The organism is Monashia sp. HAY1-2A, from assembly GCF_056755315.1.
In genome coordinates this window covers 13,740-34,773 of record NZ_JBNDHY010000034.1, presented here as the reverse complement: position 1 = coordinate 34,773, position 21,034 = coordinate 13,740, and the positions used below count along the sequence as shown (strand labels likewise).

Annotated in this window: 23 protein-coding genes; 17 read left to right on the top strand and 6 right to left on the bottom strand. The window is 73.8% G+C overall.

Annotation, left to right across the window (positions count from 1 at the left end):
• Nucleotides 1–123: 123 nt before the first annotated feature.
• Entirely contained in the window at nt 124–2,439 is a 2,316-nt protein-coding gene (locus ACPYOM_RS07330) for a HelD family protein (RefSeq protein WP_481341602.1), read from the bottom strand.
• Between the two features lie 58 nt (nt 2,440–2,497).
• On the opposite strand from ACPYOM_RS07330, the gene ACPYOM_RS07325 reads away from it, so the two are divergent.
• Entirely contained in the window at nt 2,498–3,139 is a 642-nt protein-coding gene (locus tag ACPYOM_RS07325) for a GNAT family N-acetyltransferase (protein ID WP_481345458.1), read from the top strand.
• 59 nt (nt 3,140–3,198) lie between these two features.
• Here ACPYOM_RS07325 and ACPYOM_RS07320 read toward each other — a convergent pair whose 3' ends face one another.
• The gene (locus ACPYOM_RS07320; protein ID WP_481341600.1) at nt 3,199–3,804 is read right to left on the bottom strand and encodes a DinB family protein; all 606 of its coding nucleotides are present in this window, start codon (nt 3,802–3,804) and stop codon (nt 3,199–3,201) included.
• Nucleotides 3,805–3,852: 48 nt separating this feature from the next.
• Here ACPYOM_RS07320 and purD point away from each other — a divergent pair, with 48 nt between their 5' ends.
• From purD to purL, 7 genes are all read left to right on the top strand, one after another.
• Entirely contained in the window at nt 3,853–5,139 is a 1,287-nt protein-coding gene (gene purD / locus ACPYOM_RS07315; protein WP_481345457.1) for a phosphoribosylamine--glycine ligase, read from the top strand.
• Nucleotides 5,136–6,032 carry a phosphoribosylaminoimidazolesuccinocarboxamide synthase gene (locus ACPYOM_RS07310; RefSeq protein ID WP_481345456.1) on the top strand — a complete coding sequence of 299 codons (897 nt, stop codon included), beginning with the start codon at nt 5,136–5,138 and terminating at the stop codon, nt 6,030–6,032. Before purD ends, ACPYOM_RS07310 begins: the two co-directional genes overlap by 4 nt.
• A gap of 79 nt (nt 6,033–6,111) precedes the next feature.
• Nucleotides 6,112–6,684, top strand: coding sequence for a GNAT family N-acetyltransferase (locus ACPYOM_RS07305; RefSeq protein WP_481345455.1), 573 nt, complete (start codon nt 6,112–6,114; stop codon nt 6,682–6,684).
• Between the two features lie 53 nt (nt 6,685–6,737).
• Nucleotides 6,738–7,364, top strand: coding sequence for an LURP-one-related family protein (locus ACPYOM_RS07300; protein ID WP_481341597.1), 627 nt, complete (start codon nt 6,738–6,740; stop codon nt 7,362–7,364).
• 92 nt (nt 7,365–7,456) lie between these two features.
• Nucleotides 7,457–7,744, top strand: coding sequence for a phosphoribosylformylglycinamidine synthase subunit PurS (gene purS / locus ACPYOM_RS07295; RefSeq protein ID WP_481345454.1), 288 nt, complete (start codon nt 7,457–7,459; stop codon nt 7,742–7,744).
• Nucleotides 7,741–8,436, top strand: a complete 696-nt coding sequence (gene purQ / locus ACPYOM_RS07290; protein ID WP_481341596.1) for a phosphoribosylformylglycinamidine synthase subunit PurQ — start codon at nt 7,741–7,743, stop codon at nt 8,434–8,436. The genes purS and purQ overlap by 4 nt, the downstream gene beginning before the upstream one ends.
• Nucleotides 8,433–10,754: a phosphoribosylformylglycinamidine synthase subunit PurL gene (gene purL / locus ACPYOM_RS07285; RefSeq protein WP_481345453.1), complete on the top strand. Its 2,322-nt coding sequence runs from the start codon at nt 8,433–8,435 to the stop codon at nt 10,752–10,754. Before purQ ends, purL begins: the two co-directional genes overlap by 4 nt.
• Before the next feature lie 66 nt (nt 10,755–10,820).
• On the opposite strand, the gene ACPYOM_RS07280 is transcribed toward purL, so the two are convergent.
• From ACPYOM_RS07280 to ACPYOM_RS07270, 3 genes are read right to left on the bottom strand one after another with little or no spacing between them, the layout of a single operon-like run.
• Complete coding sequence (locus tag ACPYOM_RS07280; protein ID WP_481345452.1) at nt 10,821–11,696, bottom strand: spermidine synthase; 876 nt, start codon at nt 11,694–11,696, stop codon at nt 10,821–10,823.
• Entirely contained in the window at nt 11,693–12,511 is an 819-nt protein-coding gene (locus tag ACPYOM_RS07275) for a GNAT family N-acetyltransferase (protein WP_481345451.1), read from the bottom strand. Before ACPYOM_RS07275 ends, ACPYOM_RS07280 begins: the two co-directional genes overlap by 4 nt.
• Before the next feature lie 25 nt (nt 12,512–12,536).
• Nucleotides 12,537–12,962 carry a VOC family protein gene (locus ACPYOM_RS07270; protein ID WP_481341592.1) on the bottom strand — a complete coding sequence of 142 codons (426 nt, stop codon included), beginning with the start codon at nt 12,960–12,962 and terminating at the stop codon, nt 12,537–12,539.
• 92 nt (nt 12,963–13,054) lie between these two features.
• Between ACPYOM_RS07270 and ACPYOM_RS07265 the strand changes: the two genes are divergently transcribed.
• From ACPYOM_RS07265 to purM, 9 genes are all read left to right on the top strand, one after another.
• A complete protein-coding gene (locus ACPYOM_RS07265) occupies nt 13,055–13,936 on the top strand; it encodes an LLM class flavin-dependent oxidoreductase (protein WP_481341591.1) in 882 nt (293 codons plus the stop codon).
• Between the two features lie 82 nt (nt 13,937–14,018).
• Nucleotides 14,019–14,399, top strand: a complete 381-nt coding sequence (locus ACPYOM_RS07260; RefSeq protein WP_481341590.1) for a sterol carrier family protein — start codon at nt 14,019–14,021, stop codon at nt 14,397–14,399.
• Complete coding sequence (locus tag ACPYOM_RS07255) at nt 14,396–14,641, top strand: hypothetical protein (protein WP_481341589.1); 246 nt, start codon at nt 14,396–14,398, stop codon at nt 14,639–14,641. Before ACPYOM_RS07260 ends, ACPYOM_RS07255 begins: the two co-directional genes overlap by 4 nt.
• Before the next feature lie 28 nt (nt 14,642–14,669).
• Nucleotides 14,670–15,896 (top strand): CaiB/BaiF CoA transferase family protein, encoded by a 1,227-nt coding sequence (locus ACPYOM_RS07250; RefSeq protein ID WP_481345450.1) that lies wholly within the window; start codon nt 14,670–14,672, stop codon nt 15,894–15,896.
• A gap of 7 nt (nt 15,897–15,903) precedes the next feature.
• Nucleotides 15,904–16,473: an RNA 2',3'-cyclic phosphodiesterase gene (gene thpR / locus ACPYOM_RS07245; RefSeq protein WP_481345449.1), complete on the top strand. Its 570-nt coding sequence runs from the start codon at nt 15,904–15,906 to the stop codon at nt 16,471–16,473.
• A 65-nt stretch (nt 16,474–16,538) separates the two neighbouring features.
• Nucleotides 16,539–18,101 (top strand): amidophosphoribosyltransferase, encoded by a 1,563-nt coding sequence (purF, locus tag ACPYOM_RS07240; RefSeq protein ID WP_481345448.1) that lies wholly within the window; start codon nt 16,539–16,541, stop codon nt 18,099–18,101.
• Nucleotides 18,102–18,328: 227 nt separating this feature from the next.
• Nucleotides 18,329–18,778 carry a hypothetical protein gene (locus ACPYOM_RS07235; protein ID WP_481345447.1) on the top strand — a complete coding sequence of 150 codons (450 nt, stop codon included), beginning with the start codon at nt 18,329–18,331 and terminating at the stop codon, nt 18,776–18,778.
• Between the two features lie 282 nt (nt 18,779–19,060).
• Nucleotides 19,061–19,246 carry a hypothetical protein gene (locus tag ACPYOM_RS07230; protein ID WP_481345446.1) on the top strand — a complete coding sequence of 62 codons (186 nt, stop codon included), beginning with the start codon at nt 19,061–19,063 and terminating at the stop codon, nt 19,244–19,246.
• Between the two features lie 181 nt (nt 19,247–19,427).
• Nucleotides 19,428–20,558: a phosphoribosylformylglycinamidine cyclo-ligase gene (gene purM / locus ACPYOM_RS07225; protein ID WP_481341584.1), complete on the top strand. Its 1,131-nt coding sequence runs from the start codon at nt 19,428–19,430 to the stop codon at nt 20,556–20,558.
• A gap of 277 nt (nt 20,559–20,835) precedes the next feature.
• Here the strand turns inward: purM and ACPYOM_RS07220 are convergent, their stop codons facing one another.
• Nucleotides 20,836–21,033, bottom strand: a complete 198-nt coding sequence (locus ACPYOM_RS07220; protein ID WP_481341583.1) for a DUF3073 domain-containing protein — start codon at nt 21,031–21,033, stop codon at nt 20,836–20,838.
• Nucleotide 21,034: the final 1 nt, after the last annotated feature.

Genomic DNA, 21,034 nt, shown 5'->3' with positions numbered 1-21,034 from the left:
TCCGTCGTCGGCAGCGTCAGATGTGTATAAGAGACAGGTGCTGAGGAGTCGATGGTTCGGCGATTCCTTGAACAAACCTTTACCTCGATGTCGTGCTCAGGAGCACGGGACATACCGGGGGGATCAGGACAGGACGGTCATCCGGTGGGCGGCTCGGGTCAGGGCGACGTAGAGCACCCGGACACCACCGGGCGACTCGGCGACGATCTCGTCCGGGTCCACGACGACGGTGGCGTCGTACTCGAGACCCTTGGTCGACATCGGGTCGACGACCTGGACCCGGCCCTCACCGGCCCCGTCGACGGACGCGAGCGCCGGCGCGTGCCGGGCCGGCGTCACGACGGCGATGGCGCCCTCGACCTCGCCGAGCAGCGCGTCGACCGCCGAGCGCACCGCTGACAGGGACTCGGCCCCGTCGGCGCCGAGGGGCAGCTCGAGCGGCTGGACGCCGGTCTCGCGGACCGCCTGCGGGATGTCGGCGTCGGGCACCTCGCGGCGCACGACGTCGGCGGCGAAGTCGAAGATCTCGCGGGCGTTGCGGTAGTTGGTGTCCATGTGGAAGCGCTGGCGGGGCTGCGTGCCGAAGGCCTCCTCACGTGCCGACGCCGCCTCGGCCGCATCCGGCCAGGAGGCCTGCGCGGCGTCGCCGACGACGGTCCACGACGCGTGCCGCCCGCGGCGTCCGATCATCCGCCACTGCATCGGCGAGAGGTCCTGCGCCTCGTCGACGAGGACGTGGGCGTACTCCTCGGGCTTGCCGATGCGCCCGGCGAGGAGCCGGTCGGTGGGGTCGCCGCCGACGGCCTCGGCCCGCCGCTCGTCGCGGGCCGACACCGGCTGCACCTCGGTGACGCCGTACTGGCTGAGGTCGTCGAGCTCCTCGATCTCGTAGAACCCGCGTTCCTCCTGGGGCGCGTCCTGCACGGGGCCGAGGCGCGCCGCGACGTCGTCGACGAGCGCGACGTCCGCCACCGACCAGGTGCCGGTCTCGACCGCGGTCCGGAACGAGGTGGCGAGCATCGCGGCCTCGTCGTCGTGCAGCGTGCCGCGCGCGTGGCGGCGCACGAGCGCCTCGTCGGCGAGCCAGAGCAGCACCTGGCGCGGGTCGACCTGCGGCCACCAGGCCTGCATGAACGCCTCGACGTCGAGGTGGTCCTCCCACTTGTCCATGAACTCGGCCTTGGCGTCGCGGTCGCCGCTGATGCCGAGCGAGCTCCACGCGGCCTCACCGAGCGAGGCCTGTGCCGCCGCGGTGGCCGCGTTGCGCTGGTGCTGGCGCAGCACCTGCGAGCGCACGCGGTCGAGATCGCGCGCCTCGAGCCGCACGGCCCGGCCGGCGACGACGGCACGGAACTCGGTCGGGGCCTCGGGGACGCGTCCGCGGGCCGCCGCGCCGAGCAGCGTGCGGATGCGCACCGACCCCTTGAGCCGGGCGACCGCGGGCGGGTCGAGCCGCTCAGTGCTGACGACGTCGAGGACGTCGCCGAGCGCACGCAGCGTCACGCTCTCCTCGCCGAGGGAGGGCAGGACCCGCTCGATGTAGGCGGTGTAGGCACCCGACGGGCCGACGACGAGGATCCCGCCGGACTCGAACCGGCGCCGGTCGGAGTAGAGCAGGTAGGCGGCCCGGTGCAGGGCGACGACGGTCTTGCCGGTGCCGGGTCCGCCGGTGATCTCGGTGACGCCGCGGGCGCTGGCCCGGATGGCCTCGTCCTGGTGCGCCTGGATCGTCGCGACGATGTCGCGCATCCGCGCGCCGCGGGTGCGGGTCAGGGCGGCCATGAGGGCGCCGTCGCCGACGATGACGAGGTCGTCGGGCGCCTCGGGCACCATGAGGTCGTCCTCGACGCCGATGACGGTCGTGCCGCGGCTGCGCAGGACGCGTCGGCGCAGGACGCCCATCGGCTGGGTGGGCGTCGCGCGGTAGAACGCCGACGCCGCCGGGGCGCGCCAGTCGATGACGAGCGGCTCGTAGTCGTCGTCGCGGACGCCGAGGCGGCCGATGTAGCGCACCTCGCGGTCCGCCGCTGCCGACGAGGCTGCCGAGGACGCCGCTGTCGAGGGCGCCGAGCCGTTGCCGTTCGCGCCGGCGTGGCCGGCCGCCTCGGCGCGCAGCATGGCGTGGTCGATGTCGAGGCGGCCGAAGACGAGGCCCTCGTACTGGGTGTCGAGGGCGGTGCGGCGTCGGGCCGCGTGGAACATCAGGGCGTCGCGTTCGAACAGCCCCGCCGCCTCCTCGTACGCGACCTCCGCCGACTTCGTGATGCGGCCGCGGGACAGGCCCTCGGCCTGCACCGACTCGGCCCGGATGCCGGCCTTGACGAGCTCCTCGTGGACCCGGTCGACGTGCGCCTGCTCGACGGCGATCTCGCGGGCCACCTCGTCGGGGACCGCGGCCGATGCGCGCTGGGGAGATGCGTTCGAAGTGCTCACTGACATCCATGGACTCGAGGGGCGCCCTGAGCGGCGCGGGAACCATCAAGTCTAGTGTCAGGACATGCCCGAGACGGACTCCATCCCACCCACCGGCGTGCCGCTCGTCGGTCGCGTCGTGCGCCTCGACGTGATGCGCCCGCAGGACGCCGACGGTCTGTTCGCCGTCTACACGGACCCCCGCTGCTGCGAGCAGGGCTTCCTCATGATGCGCCGGCACGAGTCGCCGGCCGAGACCGAGGCGCTCGTGGCCGCCTCGATCGCGGCACGCGAGCAGGGGCGGACCGCCTACACGGTGCGGCTGGTCGAGGACTCGCCCCTCGGTGCGGCGGGCACGGTCGTCGGCACGAGCTCACTCGGCGACGTCGACCTCACCCGGCAGCACGTGCACCTCGGCTGGACGATGTACGGCTCGCCGTGGTGGGGCACCGCGGTCAACCCGGAGTGCAAGTTCCTCCTCCTCGCCCACGCCTTCGAGACGTGCGGGTTCGGACGCGTCCGCATCCAGACCGACGTGCTCAACGCCCGGTCGCGCGCCGCGATCCTCAAGCTGGGAGCGGTGTTCGAGGGGGTGACGCGCCGGGACGTGCGCCGCGCCGACGGCTCGTGGCGCGACACCGCGGTGTACTCGATCCTCGTCGACGAGTGGCCGGAGGTGCGGCACCGCCTCCTCGAGCGCCTCGGCACCCTGACCGCCACGGCCTGATCGGCAGGCCTGACCGGCAGGCCTGACCGGCACGGCCTGACCCTCACGCCGCGGCGGCCTCAGCGGTGGGCGTCGGCGGCGGCCTCGACGCGGGCGAGGTAGTCGCGCCACCAGGCCGGGTCCTCCAGGGGCAGGTTCTCGCGGCCCTGGAAGCGTCCGGCCGCACCGTCGAGCTGCTCGCGCAGGATGTCGGCATGGCCGGCGTGGCGGGCCGTCTCGGCGATGAGGTGGCCCAGGACGAGCCGCACGTCCACATCGGCCCGCTCCTGCGGCCACCACGGCACCCGGCCCCGGTGGTCGAGGCCGAGCGCGACGGTCCCGGCACCGAGCTCCCAGGCCGCCCGGTACAGCGCGACGACGTCCTCGCGCGACTCGTCGGCGAAGGCGTACATGTCGTCGTTGGGCAACGCGTCGTCGTCCCACGCGGGCAGCGGCACGGTCACCTCGCGTTCGAAGGTCGGGCCCCAGTAGCCGTGCTCGACGTACGCGAGGTGCTTGACCAGACCCAGCAGGTTGGTGCCGGTCGGGGTCAGGGGGCGGCGGGCGTCGTGCTCGGACACGCCCTCCAGCTTCCACAGCACGGCGTCGCGGTGGGACTGGAGCGTCGAGACGAGCCAGGCCTCGTGGTCCGGGCCGGGGGCGTCGGGAGCGTCGGTGTTCGCCATCGGGACAGCCTCGCAGCAGCACCCGGACGAGCCAATAGGCTGGGCGCCGTGAAGGTCCTCGTCCTCGGTTCCGGTGCCCGCGAGCACGCCCTCGTCAAGGCCGTCGCCGCCGACCCGGAGGTCGAGGCCGTCATCGCGGCGCCCGGCAACCCGGGCATCGACGCCACGGCCCTCTGCGTCCCCGTCGACGTGCTCGACGGCGACGCCGTCGCGGCGCTCGCGCGCGAGCACGAGGTCGACCTCGTCGTCGTCGGGCCCGAGGCGCCGCTCGTCGCCGGCGTCGCCGACGCCTGCCGCGCCGCGGGCGTGGCCGTCTTCGGGCCGTCGGCGCAGGCCGCCCGGCTCGAGGGCAGCAAGTCGTTCGCCAAGGAGGTCATGGCGGCGGCAGAGGTGCCCACCGCGCTGGCCCACGTGTGCGAGACCGTCGAGGAGGTCGAGGCCGCCCTCGACGCGCTGGGCGCCCCGTACGTCGTCAAGGACGACGGCCTCGCCGCCGGCAAGGGCGTCGTCGTCACCCAGTCGCGCGAGACCGCGGTCGAGCACGCCCGGGCATGCCTGGCCAAGGACGGCGGACGCGTCGTCGTCGAGGAGTTCCTCGACGGCCCGGAGGTCTCCGTCTTCTGCGTCAGCGACGGCTCCACGGTTGTCGCGCTCTCACCCGCGCAGGACTTCAAACGGGTCGCCGACGACGACGCCGGCCCCAACACCGGTGGCATGGGGGCGTACTCGCCGCTCGACTGGGCACCCGAGGGCCTCGCCGACGACGTCGTCGCCCGCGTCGCCCAGCCGACCGTCGACGAGATGCGCCGGCGTGGCACCCCGTTCGTCGGCATCCTCTACGTCGGGCTCGCCCTGACCTCGCGGGGGCCGAAGGTCGTCGAGTTCAACGCACGGCTCGGCGACCCCGACGGCCAGGCGTCGCTCGCCCGCCTCGAGACGCCGTTCGCCCAGCTGCTCTTCGCGGCGGCGACCGGGACGCTGGCCGAGTTCGGCCGGCTGCGCTGGTCCGAGGACCGCGCGGTGGTCGTCGTCATCGCCTCGCACGGCTACCCCGCCTCGCCCCGCACCGGCGACCCGATCACCGGGCTCGACGCCGCCGCCGAGGTGCCCGGCGTCGTCGTCCTGCACGCCGGTACCGCGCTCGACGCGTCGGGCCAGCTGGTGTCCGCGGGCGGACGCGTCCTCGACGTCGTCGCCGTCGGCCCGACGCTTGCGAAGGCGCGGCAGGCCGCGTACGACGCCGTCGCCGTCATCGAGCTGCCCGGCTCGCACCACCGCACCGACATCGCCCTGCGCGCCGAGCGCGGCGACATCACCGTGGCGGCGGCCCGATGAGCACCCGGGTCGAGCTCGACGGGTACCGGCACGTCTACTCCGGCAAGGTCCGCGACCTCTACGTGCCGCTGGCCGCGGACGGCACCGAGGTCCCGGACCAGCTGCTCCTCGTCGCGTCCAACCGCCTCTCGGCCTACGACTGGATGATGTCGCCCGAGATCCCCGACAAGGGCGCGGTGCTGACGCGTCTGTCGCTGTGGTGGTTCGACCAGCTCGCCGACCTCGTGCCCAACCACGTCGTGTCCACCGACGTGCCCGACGCCGTGGCCGGGCGCGGCGTCGTGGTGCGCCGGCTCGACATGCTCAAGGTCGAGGCCATCGCGCGCGCCTACCTGACGGGCGGCGGCCTCGAGGAGTACCGCGAGAAGGGGTCGGTGTCGGGCGTCGGGCTTCCCGAGGGGCTCGTCGACGGCTCCAGGCTGCCCGAGCCGGTTTTCACGCCGACGACGAAGGCGCCGGTGGGCGAGCACGACCTGCCGATGACGCCCGCCGAGGTCGAGGCCGAGCTCGGTGCCGAGGTCGCTGCCGAGGTGTCCCGGCTGACGCGCGCGATCCTCGCGCGGGGCAACGAGATCGCCGCGCGGCGGGGCATCCTCATCGCCGACACCAAGGTCGAGTTCGGCCTCGCCCCGGACGGCTCGGGCGGCCTCGTCCTGGCCGACGAGGTGCTGACCCCGGACTCCTCCCGGTTCTGGCCGGCCGAGCTGTGGAAACCGGGGCACCCGCAGCCCTCCTACGACAAGCAGTTCGTCCGCGACTGGCTCACCTCGGCCCAGTCCGGGTGGGACCGCCGGAGCGGGGAGGCGCCGCCCGAGCTGCCCGAGCGCGTCGTCGAGCAGACCCGCGCCAAGTACGTCGAGGCCTACGAGCGGCTCACCGGCGAGCGCTTCTGAGGCCGACCGCCTCCGGTCCGCCGTCGAGATCGGCCGACGCGGGGACGGCACGGTCGGGACCCCGTGCGAGCATGAGGCCGTGTCCGCCCTTCCCGTCGCCGTCGCGCCCGGATCGCTCAACGCCGCCGCCCAGCCCACCGTCGACGCGGGGGAGGGCCTGACGTTGCGCCCGTTCGGCGACGACGACGCCGACGCCCTCGTCCGTGCCTACGCCGACCCGGCCATCCAGCGCTGGCACCGGCGCTCGCTGACCCACGACGAGGCGCTGGAGTGGGTCCGCAGGCGGGCGCACGCGCGATGGCAGCGCGAGACCGGCGCCGAGTGGGCCGTCGTCGACGGCGCAGGCGACCTCGTCGGGCGCGTCGGCCTTCCGGTGCTGCACCTCGACGAGGGCATCGCGGAGGTCGGCTACTGGGTCCTGCCGGAGGGTCGCGGGCGAGGCGTCGCCGGCCGGGCGCTCACCGCCATGACGGCGTGGCTCTTCGACGTCGGCCTGCACCGCATCGAGCTCATGCACTCGGTCCACAACGAGCCCTCGTGCCGGGTCGCCGTCAAGAGCGGGTTCGACCTCGAGGGCGTGCGGCGCTCGGCCCTCCTGCACCCGGACGGCTGGCACGACATGCACCTGCACGCCTGCCTGGCCCCGGCCTGAGTCGGGACGGCCCGTCCCGTGCGGACCACGACGGCTGTGGCACGCTGGGGCCCATGAGCGAGCCCGTCGCCGAGCAGCCCGCCCCCGACACCGAGCACTACGTCGTGCGCCAGCGCGTCACGATGATGGTCAACCGGTACGAGATCCACCGCTCCGACGGCAGCGGAGCCGAGCTGGGCCTGCTGTGCTTCGCCGAGCAGAAGCGGATGAAGCTCAAGGAGGAGGTCACCTTCTTCAGCGACGCGGCCAAGACGCACGCCCTCTTCGGGTTCCGGGCCCGCAAGGTCATCGACCTCGGTTCCGGCTACGACGTCCTCGATGCCACCGGCGCGCCGATCGGCTGGTTCAAGAAGGACTTCGGCGCCTCGCTCGCCAGCTCGACGTGGCACCTGCGCGACGCCGCGGGCCTCGAGTCCACGGGCACCGAGCGCAACGCGAAGGTCGCCATCCTGCGCCGCGTGTGGGACTTCGTGCCGGTGCTCGGCGACATCCCGGTGCCCTGGCTGTTCCACTTCGACTTCCGGACGCCGCAGGGGGAGGTTGTGCTCAGCTCGACCAAGCGCATCGGCGTCCGCGACATCTACCACGTCGACCTGCCGGCGCTCGCCGACGGGCGGCGCCTCGACTGGCGCGTCGGGGCCGCGATGGCCGTCGCCCTCGACGCCCTGCAGTCCCGCTGAGACGCGGTCGGGGGCACCCGCGCGGGCCGATAGACTTCGGCCGTCCGGCACGGACGCTCCTGACCCCATCCAGACAGGGAGAACCATCACCGATGGGAAGCATCGTCGTCGACGTCATGCTCAAGCCCGAGATCCTCGACCCCCAGGGCCAAGCCGTCGGCGGGGCACTCCCGCGCCTCGGCTTCGACGGGTTCACCGACGTCCGGCAGGGCAAGCGGTTCGTCCTCACGGTCGACGGTGACGTCACCGACGGCCACCTGGAAGCGGCCCGCGAGGCCGCCGAGAAGCTGCTGTCGAACCCCGTCATCGAGGACGTCGTGTCCGTCCGGGTCCTCGAGGAGCCCGCGGACGACGCGCAGCCGAAGGACGACGCGCAGTGAAGGTCGGCGTCGTCACCTTCCCCGGCTCGCTCGACGACCGCGACGCGGCCCGGGCCGTGCGCGCCTGCGGTGGCGAGGCGGTCTCCCTCTGGCACGGCGACGCGGACCTCAAGGGTGTCGACGCCGTCATCCTTCCCGGCGGGTTCTCCTACGGGGACTACCTGCGCTGCGGCGCCATCGCCCGCTTCGCGCCGGTCATGGACCGGCTCGTGCCGGCGGCGCAGGGCGGCCTGCCGGTCCTCGGCATCTGCAACGGCTTCCAGGTGCTCACCGAGAGCCACCTGCTGCCCGGCGCGCTGATCCGCAACGACCACCGCAAGTTCAACTGCGTCGACACCCGGCTCGTCGTCGAGAACGCCTCGACGGCGTGGACCGGCGACTTCGAGGCCGGTCAGGAGATCACCGTCGTCCTCAAGAACGGCGAGGGGGGCTTCGTCGCGGACGAGGAGACCCTCGACCGGCTCGAGGGGGAGGGGCGCGTCGTGTTCCGGTACGTCCCCGACGCGGAGGGCCGCAACCCCAACGGGTCCTACCGGCACATCGCCGGAATCACGAACGAGCGGGGCAACGTCGTCGGCCTCATGCCGCACCCGGAGCACTGCGTCGAGGAGGGCTACGGCCCGAGCCTCGACGGCCGGGCCTTCTTCACCTCGCTGATCACGCACACCCTCGAGAGCGCAGCCACCGCATGAGCGACACCGCAGCACAGGCCACCGTCGAGACCGCCCCGTCCGCCGTCGACACGGTGGAGCACGCGGCGGCGACACCCGACGTCGACCAGCCGTGGGCCGAGCTCGGCCTCAAGGAGGACGAGTACCTCAACATCCGCGAGATCGTCGGTCGCCGGCCGACCATCGCCGAGCTCGCCATGTACTCGGTCATGTGGTCCGAGCACTGCTCGTACAAGTCGAGCAAGGTCCACTTCAAGCTCTGGGGCGAGAACACCACCGACGAGATGCGCGAGAAGCTGCTCGTGGGCATCGGCGAGAACGCCGGCGTCGTCGACATCGGTGACGGCTGGGCGGTGACCTTCAAGGTCGAGTCGCACAACCACCCGTCCTACGTCGAGCCGTACCAGGGCGCGGCCACCGGCGTCGGCGGCATCGTGCGCGACATCATGTCGATGGGGGCACGCCCGATCGCCGTCATGGACCCGCTGCGCTTCGGCAACCTGCACCACCCCGACACCCAGCGCGTCCTGCCCGGCGTCGTCGCCGGGGTCGGCGGCTACGGCAACTGCCTCGGCCTGCCGAACATCGGCGGCGAGGTCGTCTTCGACGACTGCTACCAGGGCAACCCGCTCGTCAACGCGCTCTGCGTCGGCGCGATGCGCGTCGAGGACATCCACCTGGCCAAGGCCACCGGCGTCGGCAACAAGGTCATCCTCTTCGGTGCCAAGAGCGGCGGCGACGGCATCGGCGGCGTCTCGGTCCTCGCGTCCGAGACGTTCGAGGCCGGCGGCCCCGCCAAGCGCCCCGCCGTCCAGGTCGGCGACCCGTTCGCCGAGAAGGTGCTCATCGAGTGCTGCCTCGACCTCTACCGGGCGGGTGTCGTCGCCGGCATCCAGGACCTCGGCGGCGCCGGGCTGTCCTGTGCCACCAGCGAGCTCGCGAGCAACGGTGACGGCGGCATGCACGTCGAGCTCGACCTCGTGCCGTTGCGCGACGCGACGCTGCAGCCGCACGAGATCCTCATGTCCGAGTCGCAGGAACGGATGATGGCCGTCGTCGAGCCGGCGAAGGTCGAGGAGTTCCTCGCCATCACGGACCGCTGGGACGTCGAGGCCACCGTCGTCGGCGAGGTCACCGACGGCGACCACCTCGTCATCACGTGGCACGGCGAGGTCATCGTCGACGTGCCGCCGCGCTCGGTGGCGCACGAGGGCCCGACGTACAACCGCCCGCTCGCCCGGCCGGACTACCTCGACGCGCTCAACGCCGACTCGGCCTCCGCCCTCGAGCGACCCGAGACCGGTGAGGACATCCGCGCCCAGCTGCTGACGCTCATCGGCTCGCCGAACCTCTGCGACAAGTCGTGGGTCACCGACCAGTACGACCGCTACGTCCTCGGCAACACGGCGCTGGCCCAGCCCGACGACGCCGGTGTCGTGCGTGTCGACGAGGAGACCGGGCGCGGCGTGGCCGTCGCCACGGACTGCAACGGCCGCTTCGCCAAGCTCGACCCGTACGCCGGCGCCCAGCTGGCACTCGCCGAGGCCTACCGCAACGTCGCCACGGCCGGCGCCGAGCCGCTGGCCGTCACCGACTGCCTCAACTTCGGCTCACCCGAGGACCCGGGCGTCATGTGGCAGTTCCGCGAGGCCATCCGGGGCATCGCCGAGGGCTGCAAGACCCTCGGCATCCCGGTCACCGGCGGCAACGTGTCGTTCTACAACCAGACCGGTGACGTCGCGATCCACCCGACGCCGGTCATCGGCGTCCTCGGCGTCATGGAGGACGTCTCGAAGCGCTCCGGCTCCGGCTTCCGCTCCGACGACGCCCACGTCTACCTCCTCGGCACGACCCGCGCCGAGCTCGACGGGTCCGAGTGGGCGCACGTCGTGCACAAGCACCTCGGCGGGGTGCCGCCGCGGGTCGACCTCGCCGCGGAGCAGGCGCTCGGTGCCGCGCTCGCGCGGGCGGCCAAGGCCGGCGTCGTCGAGGCCGCCCACGACCTGTCCGAAGGCGGCCTCGCCATCGGCCTGGCCGAGATGGCCATGCGCCACGGGGTCGGGGTCACGGTCGACGGCCTCGACCGCGTCGGGACGACCGAGGACGGTCAGCCCCTCGACGCGTTCACGGCGCTCTTCTCGGAGTCCGCGGCCCGCGCGCTCGTCGCCGTCCCGGCCGGTCGCGCCACCGAGTTCGAGCAGCTGCTCGGCGACGTGCCGCACGCGCGCATCGGCGTCACCGGTGGTCGCGACGTCGTCGTCGGCGACCTGTTCACGGTGTCGGTGTCCGAGCTGCGCTCGGCGCACCGGTTCACGATGCCCGCGGTCTTCGGCGAGTGAGCCGGCCCTAGCCGCAGCTGTCCAACGGGTGGGGCGGCGCCCTGACCGGGCGTCGCCCCACGCGTGTCAGACGACACGCCAGCCGGTGGCATCCGGCGGCTCGGGGCTGCCGATCCCCTTGTCGCCGAAGGGTTTCGCGCCCGCGCAGAGACGGTCGAGCTCGACCCCGGCCCGCAGCCCCGTCGGGAGCGGGGCGCGGGCGACGTCGCGGCGCAGCCGCTCGACCGGCAGCGGCGAGCCCGACGCGACGAGGACGACGTTGCCGAACCGTCGACGCTTGAGCACCTCGTGAGTGGCCAGGAGCGCGACGTGCGGCAGGACCTGCCGGGCCGTCGCCACGACGCGCGACACCCAGCGCAGCCCCGGCTCGTCGGCGAGGTTCCACAGCGCCACGCCACCGGTGCCGAGGACCCGCGCCACGTGCGTGGCGTAGGCCGACCCGACGAGCTCGCCGGGGACGCGTCCGGCGGCGTACGCGTCGGTCACGAGAACCGCGGCCGACGCGTCGCGCAGGCCCGCGACGCCGGTGAGCCCGTCGACGGGGCGCACCCGGATGCGGTGCCGCCGGGGGAGCGGCACCTGCTCGCGGACGAGGGCGGTCAGCTCGGCATCCGGCTCGAGGACGATCTGCGGCGAGCCCGGCCGCGTCGCCTCGACGTACCGCGGCAGCGTCAGCCCCGCGCCCCCGACGTGCGTCACGGCGAGCGGCGCAGGAGGCTCCGGGACGAGCGCGTCGAGGACGAGCGCGAGGTGCTGGACGTACTCGAAGACGAGGACGGTGGGGTCCTGCGGCTGCACGTGCGACTGGGGCGAGCCGTCCATGTGCACCGTGACCCCGCCGCGGTCGTCCCACTCGAGGGTGATGCGCCGGGAGGGACCGGCGCCGCCGCCCGGGCCCGCGGCGTCGTCGGTGGGCCCGGCCCGGCGGCCGCGGGCGCTCACGTGAGGTCGACGACGAGCTGGCGCTGCTCGCCGTAGCGGCGAAAGCCGACGGAGCGCAGGATCGGTGAGGACGTGTCGACGCGTCCGTGCGTCAGGGCGAGGGTGACGCCCTGCTCGAGCACGTGCCGCAGCCGTGCCTCCAGCACGGCCCGGTACGCTCCGCGTCCGCGCAGGTCCGGGTGGGTGCCGGCGCCCCAGAACCGTGCGACCGGACCGACGAGCGTCCACCCGCCCGTGCTCGCCGCCCGGCCCTCGACCGAGGCGAGGACGCGACCGCCCGACCCCTCGGCGAGGCCGCGCTCGACCTCGTCGAGGGCCAGGTCCACCTCCGCGTCGTCCGGCACGTCGCCGCCGAACGCGAGCTGGCTCAGGACGAGCGACTCGACCACGTCGGTCCGGTCGGCGACGCGCCGCACCGTGACGTCGGCGGGCACCCCGAGGTCGGGCAGCCGGCCCTGCGACAGGTCGAGGGCGAGCACGTCCATCCGCTCGACGACCCTGCCGCCGCGACGCACGACCTCGGCCTCGAGCCCCTCCGGACGCGTCGTGTCCGAGACCGTCCACCACAGCCGGTCGCGGCCGAGGTCGCGGGCGACCGCGTGCACCTCGTCGACGAGGTCGCGCGGGTCGCGCTCGGACTCGACGACGCGCGCCCCCGTCGGCGTCAGGAACGTCGGGGGGTAGGCGACGACGAGGTACTCGTCGGTGGCGACGCTGCGGGCAAAGGCAGGCACCCACGCCCACGCGTTCGACGCGGCGAGCACCGCGGCGTCGTCCCAGGGCGAGGCGTCGTCGGGCCTCCGGTCGAGCGTCACGGGCCCAGCGTAGGAGGACGCCGTGTCAGGACCCCATCGCGGTCGTGCCGTCGGACATCACGGGGGAGATGAGGCCGAAGACGTTGCCGTCGGGGTCGTGCAGGTAGGCGAGGCGGCCGACACCCGGCATGTCCGCCGGTGCCAGGGCCTCGGTGCCGCCGAGCTCCAGCCCGCGGGCGAACAGGCCGTCGACGTCGTCGACCGCGACGACGAGGTTGGCGCCGCTGACCGGGCCACCCTTCTCGGGTGCCGGGCCCTGCCGCTGGGTCAGCCCGCCGTTGATGCCGTGACCCGCCCCGCCCTGGCGCATGGACTCCTCGCCGGTGTCGATGGCCCAGTACGGCATGTCGCCGAACTGCTGGAACGACCAGCCGAGCAGCTGGCCGTAGAAGTCGGCGAGGCGCTCGGGGTCCGAACCGTGGATCTCGAAGTGGACGACGAGGTTGGACATGGTGGCTCCTTCGACGTGCCCGTTCTGGTGGTCCGACGCTACGACCCTGCACCGACGGCGGCAACGGTCCGGCCGGCGGCTACGGTCAGGGGATGCGCTTCGGTCTGACGATCCTGCCCGAGCACGCCTGGTCCGTGGCCGAGCCGATGTGGCGGGAGGCCGACGCGATGGGCTTCGACCACCTGTGGACCTTCGACCACGTCACGTGGGAGGGCCTGCCCGACTCGCCGTGGTTCGCCGCCGTGCCGACGCTGGCGGCCGCCGCAGCCGTGACGTCGAGGGCACGCCTCGGCACCTTCGTGTCCTCGCCGAACAACCACCACCCGGTCCAGCTCATGCGGGAGGTGCTCGCCCTCGACGACATCTCCAGTGGCCGGTTCCTCCTCGGCGTCGGCAGCGGGGGCGACCTCGACTCCCGGATCATGGGCGAGGACCTGCCGCTCAGGCAGCGCGTCGAGCGGTTCCACGAGTTCACCGAGCTGGTCGACCGGCTGCTGCGCGAGGAGCGCGTCACGGCGCAGGGACGCTTCTACGCCGCGCACGACGTCCAGACGCGTCCCGGACCGGTGCGTGGCCTGCCCGGCGGGCATCGGGTTCCGCTCGTCGTCGCGGCGAACGGCCCGCGCTCCATCCGCCTCGCGGTGCACCGTGGCGACGGCTGGATGACCTACGGCGGCACGGCCGACACCGACACCGCATGGTGGCACCTCGTCGCCGGCCACTGCCGCGTCGTCGAGGAGGCGCTCGAGGCGTCCGGTCGCGACCCCGGCAGCCTCGACCGGTACCTCAACCTCGACAGCGCCCCGACCTTCTCGCTGAGCAGTGCCGACGCGTTCGAGGACGCCGTCGGGCGCGCCGCCGAGCTCGGTTTCACCGACGTCATCACGCACTGGCCGCGTCGGTCCGGGCCCTTCGCCGGCACGCGTGCCGTCCTCGACGCCGTCGTCACCGGCGTCATCCCGCGCCTGCGGTGACTCCGACGCGCCCGGTCCCTCGCCGGGCCTCGCGCCCCGGGGCGGCCCGGGCGGTGTCTGTCCCGCGGCTAGGCTGGCGGCCATGCCCCCACGCCGACGCACCCCCGTCGACGCCGGCCGGGCCGCGCTCGAGGCCTGCCGCAGGGCCGACTTCGCCGCCGACCGCCAGACCATCGCGACCGCCGTGCGGTACACCCTCGAGGAGCTGGCCTCGGTCGCGCCGGGGCGCACCGTCGAGGTCCGTGTCCCGCCGTTCGGGGCCGCCCAGTGCATCGAGGGCCCGGTGCACCGGCGCGGGACCCCGCCCAACGTCATCGAGACCGACGCCGACACGTGGTTGCGGCTGGCCGTCGGCGACCTCGCGTGGGACGAGGCCGTCGACGCCTCCCGCGTCCGGGCGAGCGGCCAGCGAGCCCACCTCGAGGGCCTGCTGCCGTTGGCCTCGCTTACGCTGGGCCCGTGAGTCCCGACGTCCCCCGCACCCCGAACTTCAAGCGCTTCCTCGTCACCGGGGCCCTCGTCGGGCTCGTCGTCGGCGTGGTGGTCGGGCTGCGCGAGCCGGGCGGACCCAGCTACTCGCTGACCAGGTCCTACGACGTCGGGACGGCGGTGCTGTTCCTCGGCGCCCTGGGGGTCTTCCTCGGGGCGGGCCTCGCCGGCATCGTCGCGCTCCTGCTCGACCGCACGGGCCGCGACGGCTCGTGACCGGCCGGGGCGCCGGCGTGCGCGCGTCGTGACCACCGCACCGCGCGGTGGGCCGCTGGCCGGGGTCCGCGTCGTCGAGCTGGCCGGCATCGGCCCGTCGCCGTTCGCAGCCATGCTCCTGGCCGACCTCGGCGCCGACGTCATCCGGGTCGACCGGCCGGGCCTGTCGCCGCTGCCCGTGCCCCTCGACCCCGAGCGCGACCTGCTCCGACGCGGTCGCCCCTCCGTCGCGCTCGACCTCAAGCACCCCGACGGGCTCGGGGCCGCGCTGCACCTCGTCGAGCAGGCCGACGTCCTCGTCGAGGGCTACCGCCCCGGCGTCGCGGAGCGCCTCGGCCTGGGCCCCGACGCGTGCCTGCAGCGCAACCCGCGCCTCGTCTACGGGCGGATGACCGGCTGGGGCCAGGACGGGCCCCTCGCCCAGGCCGCCGGGCACGACATCGGCTACATCGCCGTCACCGGGGCGCTCGGAGCGATCGGCCGCGCCGGAGGCCCGCCGCAGGTGCCGGTCAACCTCGTCGGTGACTTCGGCGGCGGGGCGCTCTACCTCGTCGTGGGCGTGCTCGCAGCGCTGCTCGAGGCGCGCGCGAGCGGGCGCGGGCAGGTCGTCGACGCGGCGATCGTCGACGGCACGGCGCACGTCTCCTCGCTCGTCCTCGGACTCCTCGGGGCCGGCCTGTGGAGCGGACGGCGGGGCACCAACCTGCTCGACACCGGTGCCCCGTTCTACGACGTGTACGAGACGAGCGACGGCGGCTGGATGGCGGTCGGCCCGCTCGAGCAGGGCTTCTACGACACGTTCCTCGAGCTGCTCGGCCTCTCCGACACGGCGCCGAGCCGGTCGGACCCCGCCGTGTGGCCGGCGCTGCGCGCCCTCCTCGCCGACACGTTCCGGACCCGCAGCCGCGACGCCTGGACCGAGCTCTTCGAGGGCACCGACGCGTGCGTCGAGCCGGTGCTGTCGTACGCGGAGGCGCCGGCCCACCCGCACCTGGCCGCGCGTGGCACGTACGTCGAGCACCACGGCGTCGTGCAGCCCGCCCCGGCGCCGCGGTTCTCACGCACCCCGGCGGCTCTGACGACGCCGCCCTCGGCGGTCGGTGCGGACACGCGCGCCGCCCTCGCCGCGTGGGGGGTGCCCGACGTCGAGGGCCTGCTGGCCTCCGGCGCCGCGCTCGAGGCGCCGGACGCCTCGGACGCGTCGGGGACGTCGGAGGCGCCGGACGCGTCGGACGCGACACGGACGGCGCGGTGACGGCGTCGTGAGGCTCTTCGTCGCGGTCGTTCCTCCCACCGACGCCCTGGGGGACCTCGCCGCGCACGTCGAGCCGCGGCGCGAAGCCGGCGGTGACCTGCGGTGGACCGACCCGCACCAGTGGCACGTCACCCTGGCGTTCCTCGGCGCGGTCCCCGAGCACCGGCTCGACGACCTCACCGAGGCCCTCGGCGCGGCCGCCTCGCGACGGGACCCGCTCGTCCTGCGGCTCGCGGGCGCGGGGGCCTTCCCCAACCCGTATGCCGCACGCGTGCTGTGGGTCGGTGTCGACCAGCTGCACGGCGACCTCGACGCCCTCGCCAGGAACGCCCGCGGCGCCGCCAACGGCGTCGGGGCCACGCCCGACGGCACGCGGTTCCACCCGCACGTCACGCTCGGGCGCTTCCGGCGGCCGGCCGAGGCGACGCGCTGGCTGCGCGCCTTCGAGGCGTACGAGGGCCCGACGTGGCGGGCCGAGGAGGTCGTGCTCGTCGAGTCGCACCTCGGGCAGGGGCGGGGTCGTCGCCCCCGGTACGAGGTGCTCGCGGCGCTGCCCCTGCGGGCTCCCGCCGACTGAGCACGACGCGTCCACCCGGGCCGCACGCGTCCGGGCGAGGCTGCCGGCTGTGCGACACTGGGGCAGTGGCACGCGGCGACGGTCGACTGAACCATGACCTCATCCCCGGCGAGAAGGGCCCGCAGGACGCCTGCGGGGTCTTCGGCGTCTGGGCCCCGGGAGAGGACGTCGCGAAGCTGACGTACTTCGGGCTCTATGCGCTGCAGCACCGCGGCCAGGAGTCCGCGGGCATCGCGACCGGCGACGGCGAGAAGATCCTCGTCTACAAGGACATGGGCCTCGTGTCGCAGGTCTTCGACGAGACCGCCCTCAGCTCGCTGCGGGGGCACCTCGCCATCGGGCACACGCGATACTCGACGACCGGCGGGTCGACGTGGGAGAACGCGCAGCCCACGCTCGGCGGCACCGGTCACAGCACGATCGCCCTGGCCCACAACGGCAACCTCATCAACACCGTCGAGCTCAAGGCCCTCGTCGACGAGCACTTCGGCGGTGCGCGCGTCACCGGCGAGCTGGCCCGGGGCAACACCTCCGACACGGCGCTCGTCACGACGCTGCTGGCCGCCGACGAGGACCGTACCCCCGAGCAGGCCGCCCTCGAGCTGCTGCCGAAGCTGCAGGGCGCCTTCTCCTTCGTCTTCATGGACGAGCAGACGCTGTACGCCGCCCGCGACCCGTGGGGCGTGCGCCCGCTCGCCCTGGGCCGCCTCGAGCGGGGCTGGGTCGTCGCGTCCGAGACCGCAGCGCTGCAGACCATCGGCGCCTCCGTCATCCGCGAGATCGAGCCCGGCGAGCTCATCGCCATCGACGAGAACGGGCTGCGCTCGCACACGTTCGCCGAGCCGCAGCCGAAGGGCTGCGTCTTCGAGTACGTCTACCTCGCGCGCCCCGACGCCGTCATCCGGGGCCGCGTCGTGCACGAGGCGCGGGTCGAGATGGGCCGCGTCCTCGCACGCGAGCACGCCGTCGACGCCGACCTCGTCATCGGGGTCCCGGAGTCGGGCGTACCGGCCGCCGTCGGCTACTCGCAGGAGAGCGGCATCCCGTTCGGCCAGGGCTTCGTCAAGAACGCGTACGTCGGGCGCACCTTCATCCAGCCCTCGCAGACGCTGCGCCAGCTCGGCATCCGGCTCAAGCTCAACCCGCTCGAGCACACGATCCGCGGCAAGCGCCTCGTCGTCGTCGACGACTCCATCGTGCGGGGCAACACCCAGCGCGCCCAGATCCGGATGCTGCGCGAGGCCGGAGCCGCCGAGGTGCACGTCCGCATCAGCTCGCCGCCGGTCCAGTGGCCGTGCTTCTACGGCATCGACTTCGCGACTCGGGCCGAGCTCATCGCCACGGGCCTCGGGACCGAGGAGATCCGCGCGTCGATCGGCGCCGACTCGCTCGGCTACATCTCCGAGGACGGCATGATCGCGGCGACCCACCAGCCGCGCGAGCAGCTGTGCACGGCCTGCTTCACCGGCCGGTACCCGATCGAGCTGCCCGAGGACGGCCACATCGGCAAGCACGTGCTCGAGACCCTGCCGCTCACGGTCCGCACCGGTCACGACCGCTCCGTCGACGTCGAGGGCGTCAGTCTCGGGGTCGCGGTCGGCGGCGAGAGCGCCCTGCAGCACCCCTGACCCCCTCTGCGGTTCGAGGTATCTCCCGGCGCTCGGGTGCGACGAATCACCTCCACCCACGGGCTCGGCGATCGGTTCGAGGTATCTGCTCGCGCCCGGGTGCGACGGATCACCTCGACCGGCGGGCCGGCTCGGTCGTCCACAACCCCGGCGACGGGTGGCGAGCCGTCCACAGACGCCTCCGTGCCCGTGGGTCCATCGCGCTGCCCTCGTCGACCATCGGAGCCGTGACCGGTTACGAACGTCGAGCCATGGCCTCGGCCGCAGCCGCAGCCCACCGGGGAGTGGTGTCCCGCCGACAGCTGCGCGAGCTCGGGATCACGCACGACCACGTCCGCAACGAGGTCGCCGCCGAGCGCTGGCTGGCAGTGGGCAGGCAGGCCGTCGCCGTGCACCGCGGCCCGCTGCCGGTCGTGGCCAGGGCCTGGTCGGCCATCTGGGAGGTGGGTGAGCGCATCGCCGTGCTCGACGGTGTCACGAGCCTGGTCGCCTCCGGCCTGACGGGCTTCGACGAGGAGCTGCTCCACCTGTCCGTCCGCCACAGCCACGACGTCCCCGACTCGACGGCGTCCGCGTCCACAAGCTCATCCGGCGCCTCGACGACGAGGTCCTCGGCGTCGGCGTCCCTCGCACGCGTCCGGCTGTCGCGGCGGTCCGGGCTGCCGGATGGGCCGTGAGTGACCGGCAGGCCGCCCTGGTCCTGCTCATGGCCGTGCAGCAGCGGTTGACGACCGCGGCGGCGCTCCAGGTGGCCGTCGCGTCGTGCCTCGGACGGCGGCGGCGCGCCTTCATCAAGGGCGTCGTCCGGGACGTGGCGCTCGGCGTCGAGTCGCTCGGCGAGCTCGACTTCGCGCGGCTGTGCCGGGCACGGGGTCTGCCGGAGCCCTCGCGCCAGGTCGTGCGCCAGGTCGCCGCGCGGCCGGATCTACCTCGACGTCCGGTGGCACACGCAGGGACTGGTGGTCGAGGTCGACGGCAGGCAGCACCGCGAGGGGCTCGCCGTCAGCGTCGACAACCTCAGTCGCAACGCGGTCGTCCTCACCGGCGACAGGGTCCTGCGAATCGACCTGGTCGGTCTGCGCCTGCACGAGGACGCGTTCATGCAGCAGGTCGCTCTCGGCCTCGGAACGTCTCGGTGGAGGTGATTCCTCGCTCGGTGCGGCGAGCGGATACCTCGACACACGGCCTCCCTTCGGAGTCGAGGTGCTTCGTCGCGGTCGGGCACGAGCGATCACCTCGACCGCGGACGAGAGGAGGGGGCAGAGAGGGCCGCTGGCCGGCGGACGGCGGACGGGGGAGCCGAGGAGCGCCGGTAGGCTGGGGGCCGTGAGCGACGCCCCCATCACGTATGCCTCAGCCGGAGTGGACGTCGAGGCGGGTGACAAGGCCGTCGAGCTGATGAAGGCGTCGGTCCGACGCGCGACGCGACCCGAGGTGGTCGGTGGGCTGGGCGGCTTCGCCGGCATGTTCGACGCGAGCGCGATCGCCCGTATGACGCGTCCGATCCTCGCCACGAGCACCGACGGCGTCGGCACCAAGGTGGCGATCGCCCAGGCGCTCGACCGCCACGACACGATCGGCTTCGACCTCGTCGGGATGGTCGTCGACGACATCGTCGTGTGCGGCGCCGAGCCCCTGTTCATGACCGACTACATCGCCACGGGCAAGGTCGTGCCAGAGCGCGTCGCGGCCATCGTCGGTGGCATCGCCCGGGCGTGCGAGGAGGCGGGCGTCGCCCTCGTCGGTGGCGAGACCGCCGAGCACCCCGGACTGCTCGAGCCCGACGAGTACGACGTCGCGGGCGCGGCCACCGGTGTCGTCGAGTTCGCCGACGTCCTCGGCCCGCAGCGCGTGGCCGACGGCGACGTCGTGGTGGCGCTCGCGAGCAGCGGCCTGCACAGCAACGGCTACAGCCTCGTGCGTCGCGTCGTCCAGAGCGCCGGCTGGGCCCTGGACCGGCACGTCGACGACTTCGGCCGCACGCTCGGCGAGGAGCTGCTCGAGCCGACCCGCATCTACACCCGGCCGCTGCTCGCGCTCATCGGTGACGACGACGTCGACGTGCACGCCCTGAGCCACGTCACCGGCGGTGGGCTCGCGGCCAACCTGGCCCGGGTCCTGCCGGCCGGTACGTTCGCGCGGCTCGACCGGTCCACGTGGACGCCTCCCGCGGTCTTCCGCACCGTGCAGGACCTCGGACGCGTGCCCCAGGCCGACGTCGAGCGCACCCTCAACCAGGGTGTCGGGTTCGTCGCGGTGCTGCCCGAGGCCCACGCCGCCCGTGCGGTCGAGCTGAGCCGGGCGGCCGGCATCGCTGCGTGGCGCCTCGGCGAGGTGACGACGGAGGAGACCGCCACCACCACCGGCATGATCGTCCCGGACGTCGAGGTCGTCCGTGGGGCGAAGGGCGTCGAGGGGGGCGCCGTCCAGGTGGTCGGGTCGCACCCGGCGCCCTGAACCGGGCCGCGCCGGACGCGAACGGCGCCGGTCGGCCCGCGTCGTCCTCCACCCGCCTGCGGCCAGCACGGCCAGCACGGCCAGCACGGGATGCCCGGGCGCGACGCAGCCTGCGAAGGACGCATGCGGACGGCCGGGAAGGCCCAAGGGGGGACGAGCCCCGGCTCAGAGCCTCTGGGACCCATCGAGGGACGACAGCGCGTCGGTGCCGCGAGGACGACCACGTGCCGGGTGACGAGTCACCCGGCACCTGTCGTGAGGACTGGAGGGGGCGAGCTCACCGCTCGCCCGACGCCCACTTCCCGTACTCGTCGTACTCGTTCTCGCTGTTCAGGGACGGCGACTCGTTGTCTCCGTCCCGCTGAGACGAGCCGTGCAGCTCGCGCTCCAGCGCGCTCAAGTCCGTGTTCGGCGTGTAGTACTTGAGCTGCCGTGCGACCTTGGTCTGCTTGGCTTTGGCTCGGCCGCGCCCCATG